Below are 18,648 nucleotides of genomic sequence, written 5' to 3'. Positions count from 1 at the left end.
GTCGATAACAGTGAATTACCGAAAAGGTGTGTGGATTATGCGAGGCATCTGGGTGCAGGACAACAAAAATCAACCAAACCGGGGGGATTTCGGCAAATCTGTTGGTTTTTTGCAACAGATAACCAACAGGCAGCGAACAGGTGCTGCCGGGGGCTTGTCTTTGGGGCTTGTTTCTGCGGGTTCATCTTGCTTGCTCCGCGAGTTTCGTCAGGGTCGCCCCGTACCGTCCGGTTGCTCGCCACGCGGCACCCACCCGTATAATTCTTCGCTCCTGCTTTTTTTATTTTCCCCTTTTTTATGAATGTCCTGTTTGAAGAGGATGGCGTATTTCGCGCGGGTGTCGTGCTGGCCGACAATGTGGGTTCGCTGCAAGTCACCCTGCCCACTGGCCGTCGCGTCAAGGTGAAGGCTGCGCACGTGCTGTTGCGGTTTGAGACGCCTGCGGCTGCCGCGCTGCTGGCTGAGGCGGAGGCGGCAGCAAAAGAGATTGAGATCGGGTTTTTGTGGGAAGCCGGCCCCACCGGAGAATTCGGTTTTGCCGAGTTAGCGGCGGAATATTTTGGGGCAGGGTCTGGTGCGGGGGCCACGCCCGCGCAAGCGGCCGCTGTGTTGCTGTGCCTGCATTCAGCGCCGATGTATTTTCACCGCAAGGGGCGCGGGCGTTATTTCAAGGCGCCGCCCGAGATTTTGCAGGCAGCGCTGGCCGGGCTGGAAAAAAAGCGCTTACAGGCCGAAGCGATCACACGGATGGCAGCCGAACTCGTGGCGGGCCGCCTGCCGGAAGAATTTAAAGCGCAACTGCCGCAACTGTTATATGCCGCTGATCGTAATCGGCCAGAAGCCAAAGCGCTTGCCGAGGCTGCCGCGCAAAGCGGTAAAAGCGAAGCGCAGCTATTGCTTGCCGCAGGTGCCGTGGCCTCGGCTCATGATTATCATCTGGGTCGGTTTTTGTATGAATGCTTTCGTGAGGGCACGGGTTTTGCGCCGTATGCACCCGCTGTGCCAGCGGCTGACGAGTTGCCACTGGTGAGTGTGCGTGCGTTCAGTATTGATGACGCCGCAACGACGGAGATTGACGATGCGTTTTCTGTCACGCCGCGCGCAGAGGGCGGTTGGCACATTGGCGTGCACATCGCAGCGCCCGGGCTGGGGTTTGCGGCGGATTCGGATTTAGGGCAGATTGCGCGGCGGCGCTTATCCACGGTGTATATGCCGGGGCAAAAGATCACCATGTTGCCAGAAGCCGTGGTGGATCAATTCACGCTGGCTGCCGGGCGCACCGTGCCAGCGATTTCGTTGTATCTGGAGGTGGCCTCTGACTTGCGTTTGCTGGGGCGCAGCACGCAACTGAACCGTATCACCATCGCCGAGAATTTGCGCCATCATGAGATCGAGCCGTTGTTCAATGCGACCGCGCTGGCAGCGGTTACCCTGACGCAGCCTTTGGCGGATTTCCCCTATCGCGATGAGCTCATGGTGTTGTGGGATTTTGCGCAAGTGCTGGCCGCAGGCCGCGGGCAGCAAGATAAAGCCGATAGTGGCGGACGCAAGGATTACAACTTCGTCGTGGATTGGGCGGTGAACGATGGCCGCGATGGTGGCCAGGGTGTGGATGGCCCCGGAGTCGTCACCATCTCCGCGCGCCCGCGTGGCAGCCCGTTGGATACGCTGGTGGCTGAGTTGATGATTTTTGCCAACGCCACCTGGGGCGGAGAATTGCGCGACGCGGGTATTCCTGCGCTGTATCGGGTGCAAACGGGCGGCAAGGTGCGCATGAGCACCGTGGCCGCTGCGCACGAAGGGCTGGGCGTGGCGTGTTATGCATGGTCGTCTTCCCCGCTGCGGCGATATGCTGACCTGGTCAATCAATGGCAATTGATTGCCTGGCTGCGCAACGAGCCGCCGCCATTCGTGGCACAGTCGGCGCCATCAACGGATCTATTTGCCGCATTGCGCGACTTTGAGCTGACTTACGCAGCGTATGCTGAATTTCAGCGCCACATGGAACGCTACTGGTGTTTGCGTTGGCTGGCGCAGACGGATACGCGCACGCTGGAAGCCGTGGTGCTGAAAGAATCGCTGGTACGGGCCATGGATTTACCGCTGGTGCTGCGCGTGCCCTCGTTGCCCGAGCTCGGCGTGGCACCGCGCGGCGCACGGGTGCGCCTCACCGTGGAGAGCATAGACCTCTTGACCACAGAAATTCGCGTGCGGTTTGTTGAGGTTGTGGCAGGGGTGATCGTGGATGTAGCGGCTGATGGGGAAAGCGGGGACGCAGACGATGTTGCTGCCGATGTAGTAAACCCTGTAGCAACTCATGTAGCAACTGGCGTGACAACCAAGGCCGCGTTGTCTGCGGATGAGGATGCCGCAGCTGCAGGGTAGAATCTTTCTCCATGTTCGCTGCGCCCGCATCGCCTTTGTCTACCGCAATGATGGCTTCTCGACGCAACCTGACGTGGGCGTTGTGTGCCTCGCTGCTGGCGCATGCCGGGCTGCTCGTTGTGAATTTCATGCCGCCAGATTGGCAGAAAAAAACAACGGAACGAGCGCTGGATGTTATTTTGGTCAACAGCAAAAGCCGCTATCGGCCAAGCAAAGCTCAGGCGCGCGCGCAGACATCGCTGGATGGCGGTGGCACAACGGAAGACGACCGCCGCGCGAAAACGCCGCTGCCCCCGTCGATGCAGAGCAAACAAGGGGACGATTTAATCCAGGCGCAACAACGTGTAGCGCAGCTTGAAGCGCAGACGCAGCAGATGATGAAGCAATTAAATAGCCGCCAGACGGTGCGCCAAGAAACTGCACCCCAGATGCCTACGCCCTTGGCAGCTCCCGTGCTGTCGGGCACTGATTTAGCCACCCGCGCCCTGGCGGTTGCGCGTATCGAAGGCGAAATTTCGCGGCGCATGGAGGAATACAACCAGCGGCCACGCAAAAAATTTATCGGCGCACGGGTGGAGGAGTATCGCTTCGCTCAGTATGTCGAAGATTGGCGGCAGAAAGTTGAACGCATTGGTAACCTGAATTACCCCGCCGCCGCCCGAGGCCAGCTGTACGGCAGCCTGGTTCTGACGGTAGTGATCAAAAGTGATGGCGAGTTGGATCAGGTAGAGATCAACCGATCTTCGGGGCAAAAAGTGCTGGATCAAGCTGCCGTACGCATTGTCAAAATGGCCGCGCCGTATGCGTCTTTTCCGGCGGCGATACGGCGCGATACGGATATCATCGAAATTACGCGCACATGGTCGTTTACTCGCCAGGATCAATTGCATGCCAACTGAATGTATGCCAGCTGAACGTTACGCGGTGTTTGGCAACCCCGTCAGCCATAGTTTGTCGCCAAAAATTCATGCGCTGTTTGCCGCACAAACCGGGCAGGACATCCGGTATGAGGCGATTTGTGCGCCGCTGGATGGCTTTGCCGAGGCGGTGAATACGTTTATTGCCGCTGGCGGTAAAGGGGCGAATGTCACCGTGCCGTTCAAGGTTGAGGCTTTTAACTTTGCCCGGCAGCTCACGCCACGCGCCCAGGCCGCAGGCGCGGTGAATACCTTGAGCTTCGCCGCCGATGGCCTGCGCGGTGACAACACCGATGGCGCCGGGTTGGTGCGCGATTTGGTCGCTAACCTTGGTGTGCCGCTGGCAGGCCTTCGCGTGCTGGTGCTGGGTGCAGGGGGCGCTGCGCGTGGGGTGATTCTTCCGTTGCGGGAACAAAACCCGGCGGAGCTGTTTATTGCCAACCGCACCGCTGACAAGGCGCAGGTTCTGGCGGGCGTATTGGGTGTGACCGGCGGCGGGTTTGATGACTTAAATCAGCGTACCTTCGATCTCGTGATCAATGCCACCTCGGCCGGACTCTCCGGTGCCGCATTACCAACGCCGACTTTTTCGCCGGATGCCCTGGCTTACGAGATGGTGTATGGCGTTGAGACGCCCTTCATGCAGACCGCGCGCGCGGCGGGTGCGCGCGTGGCCGATGGCCTGGGCATGCTGGTTGAACAAGCGGCTGAAGCATTTTATGTCTGGCGTGGCATGCGGCCTGACACTGCGCCTGTATTGGCTGCGCTGCGTGCTCAACTACGTGCGCAATTGAATGTGCATTTGACCCCCCGCTTGAACGCATGAGGTCCGCCCCGCATTGGCTGAAACTCGGCCTGGCGTGGATGATCGGTTTACTGCTGTTGTGGCAGTTCTGGTATCTGGGCTGGGTGGCCTGGTGGAAGTGGGTGGACCCTGGCACGACCAGTTTTCAAAGCCAGCAGTTGGCGGAAATCCATGAAAAAAATCCGCAGGCTGAGCTCCATCGCCAATGGGTGCCGTACGAGAAAATTTCCATTCAGTTAAAACGTGCTGTGGTGGCAGCCGAGGACGATAAATTTATCGATCACGAAGGTTTTGATTGGGATGGCATGCAAAAAGCCATTCAGAAAAACCAGAAAAAAGGGCGCGTGGTCGCGGGCGGCTCAACCATCACGCAGCAACTGGCTAAAAACCTGCTGCTCTCACCCAATAAATCGGCGCTGCGCAAGGGCGAAGAGGCAATCATTACGCTGTGGCTTGAGTTATTGTGGGATAAGCGGCGCATTCTGGAGGTGTATCTCAACGAGGTCGAATGGGGCGAGGGCATATTCGGGGCAGAAGCCGCCGCGCGGCATTATTTCGGCGTTTCTGCCAGCCAGTTGACTGCCGCGCAGGCAGCGCGCCTGGCGGTGATGTTGCCTGCGCCACGGCGGTTTGAAAAAAACCCGTATTCCGCCTATATCAACCACCGCACGCAGCGCATCCTGGGGCGCATGCGCTATGCTGAAGTGCCAGCGTAATGGTGCCAGCGTAATGTTGTGCAGCTACAATGGCGCTATTGCCGACTCCCGTGCCGGAAATCGCGACCATGACCTCGCCTATCGATGATTCGACCCCGCCGGACAACAGCGCCCCGCCAAACGATACGCATCGTCTGGCCGAGGTGCAAGACAGCCTGCGCGAAGTGCAGACGCTGCTGGCACGGCAAAAGCGGGTGGAAAACCTGGTGCATCGGCAGGATATGCCGCGCCAGGAGCTGATCGAAACCATGGTGCATAAGCAGCACTTGAATGCGCTGCGTGAAAAGCTGACGCAAATGCCCACAGCGGATGTAGCGCGCATTCTGGAAGCACTGCCTCAGGATGAAAGCCTGCTGGTGTGGGATCTGGTTGCGCTTGATCGAGGCGCTGAAATTCTTGACGAGCTATCAGAGGCGGTGCGCGAAACGCTTGCCGCGACACAGGTTTCTCGCCGCAAGCCCATCATGCTCAATGCGTTTGAGTTACACAATGGCCGCCTGCGGCAGATTCCCGTGGAAAGCCGCGCAGGGCTTGCCGCAACGCAGCCGATCTGGGTCGACGTGATCGCCCCTTCAGCCGAAGAGCGCGCATGGATCAAGGAAATTTTTGACCTCAAACTGCCGGATACCGATGACATTTCCGATCTGGAAGAATCCGCACGCTTTTACATTGAAGACAGCGGCGAAATACATTTGCATTCCGACTTTTTGCTCGACAAGGCCGATGAATCGCGCAACGTGCCGGTGGCTTTTGTGCTGCATCAGAACATTCTGTTTTCAGTGCGTGATGAAGAGCTGCCGGTGTTTCGTCTGCAACGGTTGCGCGCGCGTATTCAGCCAGGCTACGTGTCTGAGGGCAAAGATGTATTGCTGGATCTGTATGCCGCTGATGTGGAATATTCCGCCGATGCGCTGGAGGACGTGTATGCCGCGCTCGAGGCGGTTGGCCGCAAGGTGTTAAGCACCAATGTGACCGACGCGGAAGCCGCCTCGATCCTGGCGGATATTGCCAAAGAAGAAGACTTGAACGGGCGCATCCGGCGCAATGTGCTGGATACGCGCCGTGCGTTGTCATTTTTGATTCGTGGCCGGTTGCTCGCGCCCAATCAACATGAAGATGCACGGCAGATTCTGCGCGATATTGAATCGCTCGATGGCCACACGGCTTTCATTTTTAACAAGATCAACTTTCTCATGGATGCGGTGGTGGGCTTCATTAATATTAACCAGAACAAGATCATCAAGATTTTTTCGGTGGCCTCGGTCGCGTTGTTGCCCCCCACGCTGATCGCCAGCATCTACGGCATGAACTTTAAATTCATGCCGGAACTGGAATGGTCATACGGCTATTTATATTCCATCGCGTTGATGGTGATTTCGGTCGCGGTGCCGTTTGCGGTATTCCGGCGCAAGGGTTGGTTGCGCTAAAAAACCAACCAGCGTGGTATTTACTCTGGTATTTACTCATTAGCCGCTGCGCAGTAGCGCGGCATTGTAGGGGATAGGCGTATCACCCACCAGCGCGTCCCGCAGGAAGTCCCCTCGGGGTGCGGCTTTTTACGCGGCCAGCCCGGCGAAGGTTTTTTCCGCCGCAGCAAGTGTCGCTGCAATATCCGCCGGCGTGTGTGCGGCCGAGACGAAACCCGCTTCAAATGCCGAGGGGGCAAGATAAATGCCCAAGTCGAGCATGGCGTGATAAAAACGGTTAAAGGCGGCTGTATCCATTGCCATGACTTCAGCATAGGTGCCCGGCGGGGTCGCCGCAAAATACAGCCCGAACATGCCGCCGATAGCCTGCGCCGAAAAGCGCTGGCCTTGGCGCTTTGCTGCAGCCGTGAGGCCTTCAGTCAATGCACGCGTTTTTTCCGTCAGAGCGGCGTAAAAACCCGGGGCTTCCAGTTGCCTGAGAGTTGCCAGGCCCGCCGCAACAGACAAGGGGTTGCCCGAGAGCGTGCCCGCCTGATACACCGGCCCTAGCGGGGCGATTTTTTCCATGATTTCGCGGCGTCCGCCAAAGGCGCCCAGGGGCATGCCACCGCCGATAATTTTGCCGAAGGTGGAAAGATCCGGCGTGATGCCATACAGTCCTTGCGCTGAGGTGAGCCCGACACGAAAGCCAGTCATCACTTCGTCGAAAATCAGTACCGTGCCGTAGCGTGTGCACAGCTCACGCAAGGTGGCAAGAAATTCAGGTCGAGGAGTGATCAGGTTCATATTGCCGGCGACCGGTTCAACAATCACTCCGGCAATGCGGTCGCCCTCATTGGCGAAGACATCGTGCAGACCTTCAACATCGTTGTAGTTGAGGACGAGCGTGTGGCGTGCCAGATCGGCCGGTACACCGGCGGACGATGGGTTGCCCAGGGTCAGCATGCCCGAGCCTGCTTTGACCAGCAGACTGTCGCTGTGACCGTGATAGCAGCCTTCAAATTTGATCAAGGTGTCGCGGCCGGTATGCCCGCGTGCCAGACGAATCGCACTCATGGTGGCTTCCGTGCCAGAGGAGACAAGGCGCACCATGTCCATGCCGGGAACCAGCCGGGTCAGCAATTCGGCGAGTTCAACTTCACCTTCCGTGGGGGCGCCGAACGATAAACCATTGGCCGCAGCTGCCTGCACGGCGTGTACTGTCGCCGGATCAGCATGGCCGAGAATTAGCGGCCCCCAGGAGCCCACATAGTCGATATAGCTGTGTCCATCCGCATCCCATACTCGCGAACCCATGCCACGGGTGAAAAATGGCGGTGTGCCGCCGACCGAGCGAAACGCGCGGACGGGTGAATTGACGCCGCCGGGAATAGTGCGCTGTGCACGTGCAAAGAGCGTTTCGTTAGCGGTCATGGCGGATGGCTTTATGCGCGGGTCGGTGAGAGGCTGACGAGGGATCGGCTGTGGTTGAGCGAATTGCGGCGGGACGAAATAAGTTGCCATACGCTTCTGCACGTGACTGAATATCCATCACATCGAACAGATTACTGGCAACAGCCAACAGGTCAGCGCCAGCAGCTAACACAGCCGGTGCGTTGTCCAGCGTGATGCCACCGATGGCGGCGATGGGCAGGTTGAATCGCTGCCTGGCTTCAGTCAGGAGTTCCAGCGGCGCATGGGCGGCGTCGGGTTTGGTGCGCGAGGCGAAAACGCTGCCAAACGCCAGGTAGTCGGCACCCGCAGCGGCGGCTTCTGTCGCGCGGGCTAGATCGTTGTAGCACGAGACGCCGAGAATGCGTTGTGGCCCGAGTGCGTTGCGCGCGGCGGTGAGCGAGCCGCCAGGCGCATCATCGCGACCAATATGCGCGCCATCGGCTCCGATCTCGATCGCTAGCCAGATATCGTCATTGATAATGAGCTTGGCACCGGTCGCGCGACAAATGCGCAGCAACTCGGCTGCTTGCGCACGGCGCAGCGGGCGCGAGGCTGTTTTGTTGCGGTATTGAACGAACGGCACGCCGCCTTTCAGCGCGGCATGAACCAGTGCCGAAAGCCGTGGTAGCAGGGCGTCGTCAAGGGTAATTGCGTAAAGGCCAGAGAGTTTTTTCATGCGTAAAAGGCGCTAGGCCTGGTTTGCTTCTTGGTTATCGCCATCGTTATCGTCATCATCGCGTGACCAAAAAAGGCGGTCAGGGATGAATTGTCCCATACCGGGGCGAAAGCCTGCGGCTAGCGTTTGCCAGGTGTATTCCTGTGCGCCGAATATGGCTTCGGGCAAATCAATGCCATGGGCCAGGTGTGCGGCGATGGCGGCTGCCAGCGTGCAGCCAGAGCCATGATAGCTGTCGGGCAACCGCTCCCAGCGATCAGTACGCACGACGCCATGGCTGCCATATAGCGTGTTGACCACTTGCGGTGTGTCTTCGTGGGTACCGGTAATCAGGACATATTCGCAACCCGCATTGATCAGCTGATGCGCACAACCGGCAAGGTCCGGGCTCTGCTGGGCATCGTCTTGTTCTTCTTCAGACTTTTGCACTAAGCGGCGCGCTTCCAGGCTATTGGGTGTGAGCACAGTGGTTTGCGGCAACAGCAGACCAATCAGGGCTTCGATCATTTCTTCATCGGCGAGCGAATCGCCCCGCCCCGAGGCGAGCACAGGGTCGAGGATAAGGGGGATTTCAGGGTAATCGGCAACGATTTCGGCAATAGCCGCAATGGTTTCTACGCTACCAATCATGCCGATTTTGAACGCAGCCACCGGCATGTCCTCAAGTAGCGCGCGTGCTTGATCGGCTACCCAGCCTGCCTCCATGGGCAGGATGCCCTCGACCCCGGCGGTGTCCTGCACAGTGATCGCGGTGACGACACTGAGCGGGTGGCAACCGAGGCTGGCCAGGGTCAGAATATCAGCTTGCAAACCTGCCCCGCCAGTGGGGTCAGACCCAGCGAAGGTTAAGACAATGGGTGGCGATTCATTTTTTGGTGACGTGGTATTCATGCACTCTTACCTGGTGTGGTTATTTTGGGCTATGTGCTTACAGGGCGGCACATGGCAGACTTTGATGGGCTCGGCAGGATATGCAAGGATAACCACCGCCGAGGATAACCATAGCAGGCAGCTTGAGTTAATATGCTTTTAATTTTAACTCAACAGCGCACTATGCACTATGGCTACTACCGAACAACCTTATCGCAAACTGCTGTGCCTGATTTGTGGCTTGATCTATGATGAAAGCGAGGGCTGGCCAGAGGATGGCATTCCCGCAGGAACACGATGGGAGGATGTGCCGCCCAACTGGACTTGCCCTGATTGCAATGCGCGCAAGGACGATTTTGAGATGGTGGAGGCCTGATGTGAGGGTGTGTACTCCACCGCGTGAGTGCTCGATGCCGGTAGTCTGCGGAGAGAAAACCGCATGATGCAATGGCAATGATATGACAACGCAATCAGTGCTTTCCGGCATCACCGTCATGGTGATTGATGACTCGAATACCATTCGTAAAACTGCGGAGACTTTTCTTGCGCAAGCGGGTGCTCATGTGGTGCTGGCAGATGATGGTTTTGATGCGCTGGCGAAGATCAATGATTATCGACCAGCGGTTATTTTCTGCGACATTATGATGCCGCGTTTGGATGGCTATCAAACGTGCACGCTGATCAAGAAAAATTCACTTTTTGCTGCTACGCCAGTAGTTATGCTGTCCTCGCGCGATGGGTTGTTTGATCGTGCCCGTGGCCAGGCGGCGGGGTCCAATGAGTATTTAACCAAACCTTTTACTAAAGATAATCTGCTCAATGCAGTTGCCCTGCAGATCAGGGAAAATCTATGACCAGGGGCATTCAGAAAGTTTTAATCATTGATGATTCGCCTACTGAGCGTTTTTTGCTAACCCAGATTCTTGCCGAAGGTCATTTCGAGATTTTCACCGCAGATAATGGCGAAGAGGGTATCGCGCGCGCAAAAAACCTTCAGCCAGATTTGATTTTGATGGATGTGGTGATGCCGGGAATTAATGGCTTTCAGGCCACACGGCAGTTGTCGCGAGACGAAGCAACTAAAAATATTCCCATCATCATGTGCACCACCAAGAGTCAGCAATCGGATAAAGCCTGGGGTTTACGCCAGGGTGCTCTTGACTATGTTACTAAGCCCGTGGAGGGGCCTCTTTTGCTTGCCAAGATCGCCGCCCTCGGAGTTGCCCATGAGTGATCAAGGTAATTTGGGCGGTTATCAAACGCAACTTGCCGAGCGCTTGCAGACGGCGCAGCCGCACGAGGCAAAGGAGTCGTGGCTAGATATCGAATCAGGCACCGAGAATTTGCCTGGGGGATGCCGCTGGCTGGTTAATCTAGCCGAATCTGGCGAGGTTCTGCCGCTGCCAGCGCTCACGTCGGTGCCCCTGACCCGACCGTGGTTTGCGGGTATCGCCAATATTCGCGGCACGCTGTTCAGCGTCGTGGATTTTTCAATCTGGCGTGGTGGTGAGCCGACGCCACGGACGGCACAAGCTCGTTTGCTCCTGATGGGAGTGCGCGAGGGAACGTATAGTGCATTGCTGGTGCAGCGCGCGTGGGGGTTACGTGCGGGTAATGATTTACAAGTCGTCGAAAAAGTCGGCGCTACTGAGACGCTAGCTTGGCAGGGAGAACGTTTGCAAGATGCCTCCACGAGTACTTGTTGGACATGCCTGGATATTGCCGCCTTATTCGCTGACCCCAATTTCCTGGATGTGACGCGGTAAGCGTGGCAATGATCAGGAAAATCTTCTTTTATGGCATTTAGTGTGAGCACTTTATTCAATCGACCGCGTAAGTCTTCTGCTGGCAAGGCGAGCTCGCCCGGAGCGCAAACGTTGAGCAGGGTAGCGCTGGATATGCAGTTTCGTATTCTGGGCATGCTGTTTGTTGTTTGTGTTTTGCTGACAACAGCTTTGATGTATGTGTACATTCAAAATGGGGTGCGTAGCACATCCTACGCGGCGGTTGCCAGTCATTTGCGTCCTTTGGTACAGAAAATTTCCAAGGCGGCGCAAAACGCATTACGCGGTGAAGCGGGCGGGTTTGAAGAGCTGAGTGCGACGCGCCAGGCGTTTGATTCGTTGCTTGATGATTTGACTCAAGGCGGTGAGGTGGACGGTGTATCGGTGCCCCCTACCAGTGGCAAAGTGAGCACGATGCTGAACGCCTTGCGCCAGACATGGCACACACACGATACCCTGATTGCAACACTCCTGACACAACAAAAACCCATGCGCTTGATGGGTCAGATGCTGGCTGATTCGCTCACCCAGGGGCCGGCGATGATGGCAGAAGCAGAGGCTGCTGGCGGGCGATTGCCTACGCTGGTTGAACACATTCTTTATACCCTCGCGCGTTGGCCGCTGGCCACCGATTTCAATGAGGATTCTCTGTTCCAATTAAGCGCGGAAATTAAAGTGGCACGAGAGCTGTCGCCGGGCAGCGGGCTGCTGATTAATGAGTTAAATGCGCTGCAAATGCATATCAACACGCTGTCTGGCGACGTTAAATCCTTGCGCCAGGCGCGCCTTGCAGGGGCTGAAATTAAACAGCAGGCGGATGCACTGGCGTTGGCGGTAGATGAACTGATCGCAGCTTACACGCGCGAATATGCCACCCCCAAACTGATGGTTCTGGCCGTGGCGATGATGGGTTCTCTGGCGCTGCTGACTTTCTTGTTGATGGTCAGGCTTTACCAACGTGACAGCGCGCGCCGCCGTGTCGAGGTGGAACGAAAGCGTCGTATCGCAGAGGCCGAACAGGAGCAAACGCAAAATGCTATTTTGCGGCTGCTCAATGAAATGAGTGATCTCGCTGATGGCGATTTGACTGTGCGCGCAACCGTGAATGAAGATGTGACTGGCGCGATTGCTGATTCGGTGAACTACGCCATTGAAGAGCTTGCAGTTTTGGTGCGTCGATTAAACGATGCCTCTGAGCGGGTGACGCGCACCACGGGTGTTGCGCAAAATATTTCACGCGAGCTGCTGGCTGCAACGGATGCGCAAGCGAGTGAAATTCGACATGCCAGCGCGGTGGTGCTGGCAACAGTCCATTCTATGGAAGGCGTATTGTTGTCCGCGCAGGAATCGGCCAATGTAGCGCGCGTATCGGTAGCTGTTGCGCAAAAAGGCGCGCAGGCAGTCGCGGATTCGATTGCCGGTATGCACGACATACGGGGGCAAATGCAAGAGACGGCTAAAAGGATCAAACGACTGGGCGAGTCATCCCAGGAGATTAGCGAGATTGTTGAACTCATTTCTGATATTACCGGGCAGACCAACGTGTTGGCCTTGAATGCAGCCATTCAGGCAGCATCCGCTGGAGAAGCCGGGCGCGGCTTTTCGGTTGTGGCCGAAGAAGTGCAGCGTTTGGCTGAGCGCTCGGGCGAGGCAACCAAGCAAATTGCTGCGCTGGTCAAGACGATTCAGGCGGATACTCACGATGCGGTGGCTGCCATGGAGTATTCAACGCAAGGCGTGGTTGCCGGTGCGCGTTTATCTGATGCAGCAGGCCAATCGCTGGCTGAAATTTATACTGTTTCGCAAGATCTTGCGCAGCGTGTTGAGACCATTGCTCTGGCAACTCAAACGCAAGCACAAAGTGCGACGCAGGTGGCGACGTCGATGCAGCATATTCTCGAAATTACCGATCAAACCACCACGCGCACGCAACAAACTGCCCTGGCGGTATCCGAATTGGCACAATTGGCGATTGAGTTGAAGGGCTCGGTTGCCGGGTTCACAGTATAGGTAACTGCTCATGGCCACAGCATTGGATATCGGACCACTTTCCTGGGTGAAAGGCGAAATTGATCTGGCGCTTGATCTGGCCAGGACCGAGCTCACCGCCTATGCAACCCATCCTGAAGACGCATTTTTAACGAAAGCCTCTGCCAGCTTGCATCAGGTGCATGGAGCCCTGGCTATTGTCGGTTTGAATGGAGTCACTGAGTTTTCTCTGGCCGTTGAGCAACTGCTGCTTGCCGTTATTGAAGAGAAAGTGGCGGATGTTTCGGCTGCCGTGCTGGTTATTCAAGAGGGCATCGCTGCGCTGCGCCTTTATCTTGATGAGTTGATGGCGGGAGGAGCGCATCAATCGCTGAAACTGTTGCCTAGCTATCGGGCCCTGGTAGTGCAACGGGGCTTACCCGAGCCGGGTCCAAGCGAGCTGTTTTTCCCTGACTTGACGCAGCGGCCACCTAGGCGCGAGAGCGAACCCGAGCCATTGACGGGCGAGGCATTGGCATTGCGTTTACGCGCTGCGCGCATAGATTTCGAGCGGGGTCTGTTGAAATGGATCAAAGCTGACGCGAAAGGTATCAGCGAGATGAAAGCCTCGCTTACCTTGATCGAGCTAACGCGCACGACGCCCGCCGCACGCGCGTATTGGTGGGTTTCGCTGGGTGTGCTGGATGCATTAGGTGCCGATGGCTTGCCGGATGTGGTTGAGGCAAGACGCTTTTTATTGCGTCTTGCCTCGCAAATCAAAAAGCTGGTGGATGGCGTACCCGAGGTGCCCGCCCCTTTCTTGCGTGAGGCACTGTATTTAGCCGCCACTGCAAAGCAGGGCCACGCAGCGCTCGCCGTGGTGCGTGCCGCTTACAGGCTGGAAAGCCTGATACCCGCGGCGCCCGTAACCGTCGGTCGGCGGGACGAACACATACGCCGTTTGCGTGAGCTGGTAGCCGCTGCTCGGCAAGACTGGGTCCAGCTCTGCGATGGCACGATTGCTGCCTTGGTGTCTTTTCACGAGCATGCCAAGTGGCTGGCCGATGAAGCGGCGGCAACGCACGAGTTTTCTTATGTACAGCTGACCGCCGCGATCTGCGAGCAGGCTGATTTATTGCGTCGCAATCCCATGCGACATACCGAGGCGCTGGCAATGGAAATGACCAGCGTATTGCATCTGGCGGAATCCGCCCTGGATCATTTTTCTTTGCTGGGGGATGATTTTGCCCAGCAGGTGAATGTGGCCGTTGCCCGTCTTTCAAAAGTGGCTTCTGGTGAAGCACTGGTGGCACCCGAAGCATCCTTGATTGATGCCGTGCCACAACGCGCGCCGGGGCGGCTGCTACTCGAATCTGTCGCCAATGAAATCCATGTTAATTTGGGCGCAATCGAGCAGGTGTTAGATGGCTTCTTCCGCGATCCTTCGCGGAAGGATCGGTTGAATGAGCTACAGACGCCGCTGAAACAGGTTAAAGACGCGTTGGTCACACTGGATGAAACCCGCGCTATTGCGGTGCTCGATGAATGTGTCGCAACGTTTGAGCAGTTTGCTCAGCCAAACTTTATCCCTCAACGAGAAGATTTTGATCGGGTAGCGCAAAAACTGTTGTCGATCGGGTTTTTTGTTTCTCAGCTTGCGTTGGGCCCCGCCAGTCCAGAGTCTTTTTTTGGCACGGCAATCGAAGGTGTCGCTACAGAAGATAGTGCGCAAACTGCCACTGAAAACTATGCACCATCTGCACCACCGGATGCAGAAGCCGACGCACTCGATGCGGAACTGCGAAATATTTTCACTGAGGAGGCGCGCGACATACTCGGCACTTTCTCTGCGCATTTGCCGCATTTGCATGCCGCGCCAGACGATAAAGATAGTTTGGTGATTTTGCGCCGTGGCTTTCACACGTTAAAAGGCAGTGGTCGCATGGTTGGTCTGCATGATCTGGGCGAAGCAGCTTGGTCGGTTGAGCAAGTGATGAATCGCTGGCTGGACGAAGCACGTGTCGTCACACCAGATTTACTCGCCATGCTCGACCACGCCGTGAATGTTTTTCAACAGTGGGTTACCCTGCAGGGTTTGCGTCAGGGCACCCCGCCGGGGCTGAGTGAGCTGTTGCAATGCTGTGCCGCTCTCAGCGGCGGATTACCAGCACCGACTTTTGCCGCGCCGATTAGTCCTGTTGGCCCTATTAGTCCAACAGTTCCTGTTGTTGACGTACCGGAAAAAATCACAGAACTGGAATCACCAGCGGCGGCTGAACTATTAGTAGAAACAGCAGAAACCCCTTCGCTACCGGCCACAGAATCAGCCGAGGTATTTGCTTTTCCTGAGTTGCCTCCCGTACGTGTGGGAACAGTCGACGTATCGCCCGCACTGTATAGCTTGTATCTGGACGAAGCGCGCGGGTACTCCGCCACGCTGCAAGCGCAACTGGGCCAGGAAACTGTTCCACGCCAGGAGGTGATTCGTGCTGCGCACACGCTGGCGAGCATTTCAGCAGCCACAGGATTTTTGCCTATCCATCATTTAGCGCATGCCCTGGAAAATGCGCTCATGCGGTTTGAGCAGCTCGCCACCCTACCGAGCGATACGCAACGCTTTGTGTTTGCCCGGTGTGCCGGTGCGCTCGCCGGCATGCTGGGAGCGGTGGCAGAGCGCCGCATGCCGGGAGAAGAAGGTGCGTTGGCCGCTACGCTCAATGCCATGATGCCGATGCCCAAGGCGCAGGATGCTCTAGCCGCTGAACCATCAGCGTTAGCGCATGGGCTGAACGAGCAGCCGGCGTATCCACGCATCCAGCAGAGCGAAGAAGAAATAGATAGCCATCTGCTGGCTATTTTTCTTGATGAGAGTACCGATCTGGTGCGTGAAATCGGGGAGCATTTGCGCGCTTGGCGTGCGGCTCCGGGTGATGTTGATGTGACGCAAGCATTGGCGCGCGCGCTTCACACCTTGAAAGGCAGTGCGCGCATGGCCGGGGCTATGACGTGCGGGGATCTGCTGCATTCGATGGAAACTCGCATCGAAGATGCGCTGATAAAAAAACACGTGTCGCCAGACATTATTGATGGGCTGGAAGTTTCCCTCGATCACGCGGCAAGTTTGCTGGATGGCTTGCGTCATGACGGGCTGGCCAAGACGGCTGACTTTACGTCGGATTTTTCGTCTAATGCCAGTGGACAAGCCACCGTACTTAATGAAGAAGTTACTGCGCCATCCGGCGTGTCACAAGCGACACCCGTTGCAACCGGTAACCAGTCCGTGTTGCGTGTGCGTGCCGATCTGGTGGATCAATGGGTGAACGATGCAGGCGAAATTTCTATTGCGCGCACACGCATCGAAGGCGAGCTGCGCGAGCTTAAAGCGACGCTGCTTGATCTCACCGAAAGTGTGTTGCGGCTACGTGGCCAATTGCGCGAAGTAGAAATCCAGGCGGAATCGCAAATGCAATCGCAGCAGGCGCTTGCTGCTGATCATGCGCAGCTGTTCGATCCGCTCGAATTTGACCGCTTCACTCGCTTCCAGGAAGTCACGCGGATGATGGCAGAAAGCGTAAATGATGTCGCCACGGTGCAGCACAATTTATTGCTCAATCTGAATCATGCCAATGCGGCGTTGATGGCGCAGGCACGGCTTAATCGCGATCTCTCACAGCATCTGATGCGCGCGCGCATGATGCCTTTTGATAGCTTGGCTGAGCGCTTGCATCGGGTCGTGCGGCAAGCGGCCAAAGACGCCGACAAGCGCGTGAATCTGGATATTCACAATGGCCAGATCGAGATGAATCGGTCGGTGCTTGAAAAAATGGCCGGGCCAATAGAACACCTGCTGCGCAACAGCATTGCGCATGGCATCGAAGCCAAAGCGCAGCGTGTAGCCGCTGGCAAGCCGGAGATCGGCCAGATCACCCTGACGTTGGCGCAAGAAGGCAATGACATTGTGATTAGCCTTGCAGATGATGGCGCAGGCCTCGATTACTCGCGCATTCGGCAGCAGGCGGTTGCGCAGGGTTTACTTTCAAGTGAGGCAGGCAGTGCGGCCACCGATGAAGCGCGGTTGTCTGCCCTGATCTTTCACCCCGGGTTTTCTACAGCGAGCGAAGTCACGGCGTTGTCCGGACGTGGTGTGGGCCTGGGCGTGGTCAAGAATGAAACTACTACGCTTGGTGGTCGCATTGATGTGCGTAGCACCGTAGGCGAGGGCACGACATTTCTGCTCACGCTGCCACAAACCATGGCGGTGGCGCAGGTGGTTGTGGTGAACATGGGCGACCGGCATTACGCTATTCCCTCTGCGATGGTCGAGCAAGTGAATGAGCTCAAACCGGATGCGATTGCCGCCATTCGCCAGGCAGGCGGCAACGAATGGCAGGGTGCGCATTATCCCTGGCACTATCTGCCGCAACTTTTGGGAGAGCGTCATGCCGCGCCAGTCTCGGCGCAACGCACGTGGCTATTGCAAATCAAAAGCGGTACGGGGCGCATCGCGCTTGAAGTCGATGGTTTGTTGGGGAACCAGGAAATTGTAGTTAAACCCATCGGCCCGCAATTGGCTCGAATACCCTGGTTGATTGGTGCCACTGTTTTGGCTGATGGCGAAGTGGTATTGCTGGTGAATCCTGTCGTTCTTCTTGCCCGAGCCGCAGAACACCCCATCGATATTGCCGGCATAAAAGAGGATGCCCCCGCGCAACCTAAAGGGGCGTTGGTCATGGTGGTGGATGATTCGCTCACGGTGCGCAAGGTCACCAGCCGTTTGCTGGATCGGCAGGGTTACCGTGTGTTGACTGCAAAAGATGGCGTCGATGCGCTCGAACAGTTACGCGAAGCATTGCCTGACGTGATGCTGCTTGATATTGAAATGCCGCGCATGGACGGCTTCGATTTGTCACGAAACATTCGCGCCGATGCGCGTCTGGCAGGGATTCCACTCATCGCAATTACCTCGCGTACTGCCGATAAACATCGTCAGCACGCCCTGGATGTGGGTATCAATCACTACCTGGGCAAGCCCTATAACGAAGACCAATTGCTCGCCCTCATCGCGGGCTATTGCGATCAAAAAACAACTCACACAGGAACACGCTCATGACCCCCCGCCCCTTCAAAGTACTCGGTATTCAACAAATCGCCATTGGCGGCCCATCCAAGCAATGCCTTTCCCGTCTTTGGATAGACATGTTTGGTCTGTCGGTCACAGGCAATTTCGTCAGCGAGCGTGAGAACGTCGATGAGGATATTGCGGTGCTGGGCAGCGGCCCGTTCAAGGTCGAAGTTGACCTGATGCAGCCGCTCGATGTCACGAAAAAACCCGCCGTGCATGAACCGCCGCTCAACCACATCGGACTATGGATAGACGATTTGCCGCGTGCGGTAGAGTGGCTGACAGAACAAGGCGTGCGCTTTGCACCCGGCGGCATTCGCAAAGGCGCAGCAGGCTACGACATTACCTTTTTGCACCCCAAGGCGAATGAGCAATTTCCGATTGCGGGTGAGGGCGTGCTGATTGAGCTGGTGCAAGCCCCGCCTGAGGTGATCGACGCTTTTGCGCGCATTGCTGGTTAGGCTATTCGCTAAACACCAAAAGTCGGCGCTGGTGATACGGCAGCAGAACCACAATCCACCGCGTTTTTCACCGTCTCGCCAGC

At 56.9% G+C, this 18,648-nt stretch carries 15 protein-coding genes; 12 read left to right on the top strand and 3 right to left on the bottom strand.

The window, feature by feature from the left end; translation table 11 throughout:
* The first annotated feature begins 297 nt into the window (after positions 1–297).
* From PG1C_RS13265 to corA, 5 genes are all read left to right on the top strand, one after another.
* Entirely contained in the window at positions 298–2,385 is a 2,088-nt protein-coding gene (locus PG1C_RS13265) for a ribonuclease catalytic domain-containing protein (protein WP_202635208.1), read from the top strand.
* Between the two features lie 11 nt (positions 2,386–2,396).
* Positions 2,397–3,284: an energy transducer TonB gene (locus PG1C_RS13260; RefSeq protein ID WP_202635207.1), complete on the top strand. Its 888-nt coding sequence runs from the start codon at positions 2,397–2,399 to the stop codon at positions 3,282–3,284.
* Positions 3,274–4,128 (top strand): shikimate dehydrogenase, encoded by an 855-nt coding sequence (gene aroE, locus PG1C_RS13255; protein WP_237218198.1) that lies wholly within the window; start codon positions 3,274–3,276, stop codon positions 4,126–4,128. Before PG1C_RS13260 ends, aroE begins: the two co-directional genes overlap by 11 nt.
* Positions 4,125–4,823 carry a monofunctional biosynthetic peptidoglycan transglycosylase gene (gene mtgA, locus PG1C_RS13250; protein WP_202635206.1) on the top strand — a complete coding sequence of 233 codons (699 nt, stop codon included), beginning with the start codon at positions 4,125–4,127 and terminating at the stop codon, positions 4,821–4,823. Before aroE ends, mtgA begins: the two co-directional genes overlap by 4 nt.
* Before the next feature lie 68 nt (positions 4,824–4,891).
* A complete protein-coding gene (corA, locus tag PG1C_RS13245; protein ID WP_202635205.1) occupies positions 4,892–6,250 on the top strand; it encodes a magnesium/cobalt transporter CorA in 1,359 nt (452 codons plus the stop codon).
* A gap of 129 nt (positions 6,251–6,379) precedes the next feature.
* On the opposite strand, the gene hemL is transcribed toward corA, so the two are convergent.
* From hemL to thiD, 3 genes are read right to left on the bottom strand one after another with little or no spacing between them, the layout of a single operon-like run.
* Entirely contained in the window at positions 6,380–7,663 is a 1,284-nt protein-coding gene (gene hemL / locus PG1C_RS13240) for a glutamate-1-semialdehyde 2,1-aminomutase (RefSeq protein WP_202635204.1), read from the bottom strand.
* Positions 7,653–8,360: a thiamine phosphate synthase gene (gene thiE / locus PG1C_RS13235; RefSeq protein ID WP_202635203.1), complete on the bottom strand. Its 708-nt coding sequence runs from the start codon at positions 8,358–8,360 to the stop codon at positions 7,653–7,655. Before thiE ends, hemL begins: the two co-directional genes overlap by 11 nt.
* Positions 8,361–8,372: 12 nt before the next feature.
* Positions 8,373–9,251 (bottom strand): bifunctional hydroxymethylpyrimidine kinase/phosphomethylpyrimidine kinase, encoded by an 879-nt coding sequence (thiD, locus tag PG1C_RS13230; RefSeq protein ID WP_202635202.1) that lies wholly within the window; start codon positions 9,249–9,251, stop codon positions 8,373–8,375.
* Between the two features lie 169 nt (positions 9,252–9,420).
* Here thiD and PG1C_RS13225 point away from each other — a divergent pair, with 169 nt between their 5' ends.
* From PG1C_RS13225 to PG1C_RS13195, 7 genes are all read left to right on the top strand, one after another.
* Positions 9,421–9,606 carry a rubredoxin gene (locus PG1C_RS13225; RefSeq protein ID WP_202635201.1) on the top strand — a complete coding sequence of 62 codons (186 nt, stop codon included), beginning with the start codon at positions 9,421–9,423 and terminating at the stop codon, positions 9,604–9,606.
* Positions 9,607–9,688: 82 nt separating this feature from the next.
* Positions 9,689–10,084, top strand: a complete 396-nt coding sequence (locus PG1C_RS13220) for a response regulator (RefSeq protein WP_202635200.1) — start codon at positions 9,689–9,691, stop codon at positions 10,082–10,084.
* The gene (locus PG1C_RS13215; RefSeq protein ID WP_269464906.1) at positions 10,081–10,464 is read left to right on the top strand and encodes a response regulator; all 384 of its coding nucleotides are present in this window, start codon (positions 10,081–10,083) and stop codon (positions 10,462–10,464) included. Before PG1C_RS13220 ends, PG1C_RS13215 begins: the two co-directional genes overlap by 4 nt.
* Positions 10,457–10,996: a chemotaxis protein CheW gene (locus PG1C_RS13210; RefSeq protein ID WP_202635199.1), complete on the top strand. Its 540-nt coding sequence runs from the start codon at positions 10,457–10,459 to the stop codon at positions 10,994–10,996. The genes PG1C_RS13215 and PG1C_RS13210 overlap by 8 nt, the downstream gene beginning before the upstream one ends.
* Before the next feature lie 30 nt (positions 10,997–11,026).
* A complete protein-coding gene (locus tag PG1C_RS13205) occupies positions 11,027–13,024 on the top strand; it encodes a methyl-accepting chemotaxis protein (protein ID WP_202635198.1) in 1,998 nt (665 codons plus the stop codon).
* A gap of 10 nt (positions 13,025–13,034) precedes the next feature.
* Positions 13,035–18,092: a hybrid sensor histidine kinase/response regulator gene (locus tag PG1C_RS13200; RefSeq protein WP_202635197.1), complete on the top strand. Its 5,058-nt coding sequence runs from the start codon at positions 13,035–13,037 to the stop codon at positions 18,090–18,092.
* Positions 18,089–18,565 carry a VOC family protein gene (locus PG1C_RS13195; protein WP_202635196.1) on the top strand — a complete coding sequence of 159 codons (477 nt, stop codon included), beginning with the start codon at positions 18,089–18,091 and terminating at the stop codon, positions 18,563–18,565. The genes PG1C_RS13200 and PG1C_RS13195 overlap by 4 nt, the downstream gene beginning before the upstream one ends.
* The last annotated feature ends 83 nt before the right edge of the window (positions 18,566–18,648 follow it).

Origin of the sequence: Rugosibacter aromaticivorans (genome assembly GCF_000934545.1) — a bacterium.
Lineage (GTDB): Bacteria > Pseudomonadota > Gammaproteobacteria > Burkholderiales > Rhodocyclaceae > Rugosibacter > Rugosibacter aromaticivorans.
Note: the sequence above shows the minus strand (reverse complement) of the source record. Positions and strands in the feature narration are given on the sequence as shown.

What these genes read in the sequence shown, in the direction of transcription:
- thiD (WP_202635202.1), bottom strand. Translation starts at nt 9,251, where the DNA reads ATGAATACCACGTCACCAAAAAATGAATCGCCACCCATTGTCTTAACC.
- PG1C_RS13220 (WP_202635200.1), top strand. Translation starts at nt 9,689, where the DNA reads ATGACAACGCAATCAGTGCTTTCCGGCATCACCGTCATGGTGATTGAT.
- PG1C_RS13260 (WP_202635207.1), top strand. Translation starts at nt 2,397, where the DNA reads ATGTTCGCTGCGCCCGCATCGCCTTTGTCTACCGCAATGATGGCTTCT.
- PG1C_RS13210 (WP_202635199.1), top strand. Translation starts at nt 10,457, where the DNA reads ATGAGTGATCAAGGTAATTTGGGCGGTTATCAAACGCAACTTGCCGAG.
- PG1C_RS13200 (WP_202635197.1), top strand. Translation starts at nt 13,035, where the DNA reads ATGGCCACAGCATTGGATATCGGACCACTTTCCTGGGTGAAAGGCGAA.
- PG1C_RS13215 (WP_269464906.1), top strand. Translation starts at nt 10,081, where the DNA reads ATGACCAGGGGCATTCAGAAAGTTTTAATCATTGATGATTCGCCTACT.
- corA (WP_202635205.1), top strand. Translation starts at nt 4,892, where the DNA reads ATGACCTCGCCTATCGATGATTCGACCCCGCCGGACAACAGCGCCCCG.
- PG1C_RS13205 (WP_202635198.1), top strand. Translation starts at nt 11,027, where the DNA reads ATGGCATTTAGTGTGAGCACTTTATTCAATCGACCGCGTAAGTCTTCT.
- PG1C_RS13225 (WP_202635201.1), top strand. Translation starts at nt 9,421, where the DNA reads ATGGCTACTACCGAACAACCTTATCGCAAACTGCTGTGCCTGATTTGT.
- mtgA (WP_202635206.1), top strand. Translation starts at nt 4,125, where the DNA reads ATGAGGTCCGCCCCGCATTGGCTGAAACTCGGCCTGGCGTGGATGATC.
- aroE (WP_237218198.1), top strand. Translation starts at nt 3,274, where the DNA reads ATGCCAACTGAATGTATGCCAGCTGAACGTTACGCGGTGTTTGGCAAC.
- hemL (WP_202635204.1), bottom strand. Translation starts at nt 7,663, where the DNA reads ATGACCGCTAACGAAACGCTCTTTGCACGTGCACAGCGCACTATTCCC.
- PG1C_RS13195 (WP_202635196.1), top strand. Translation starts at nt 18,089, where the DNA reads ATGACCCCCCGCCCCTTCAAAGTACTCGGTATTCAACAAATCGCCATT.
- PG1C_RS13265 (WP_202635208.1), top strand. Translation starts at nt 298, where the DNA reads ATGAATGTCCTGTTTGAAGAGGATGGCGTATTTCGCGCGGGTGTCGTG.
- thiE (WP_202635203.1), bottom strand. Translation starts at nt 8,360, where the DNA reads ATGAAAAAACTCTCTGGCCTTTACGCAATTACCCTTGACGACGCCCTG.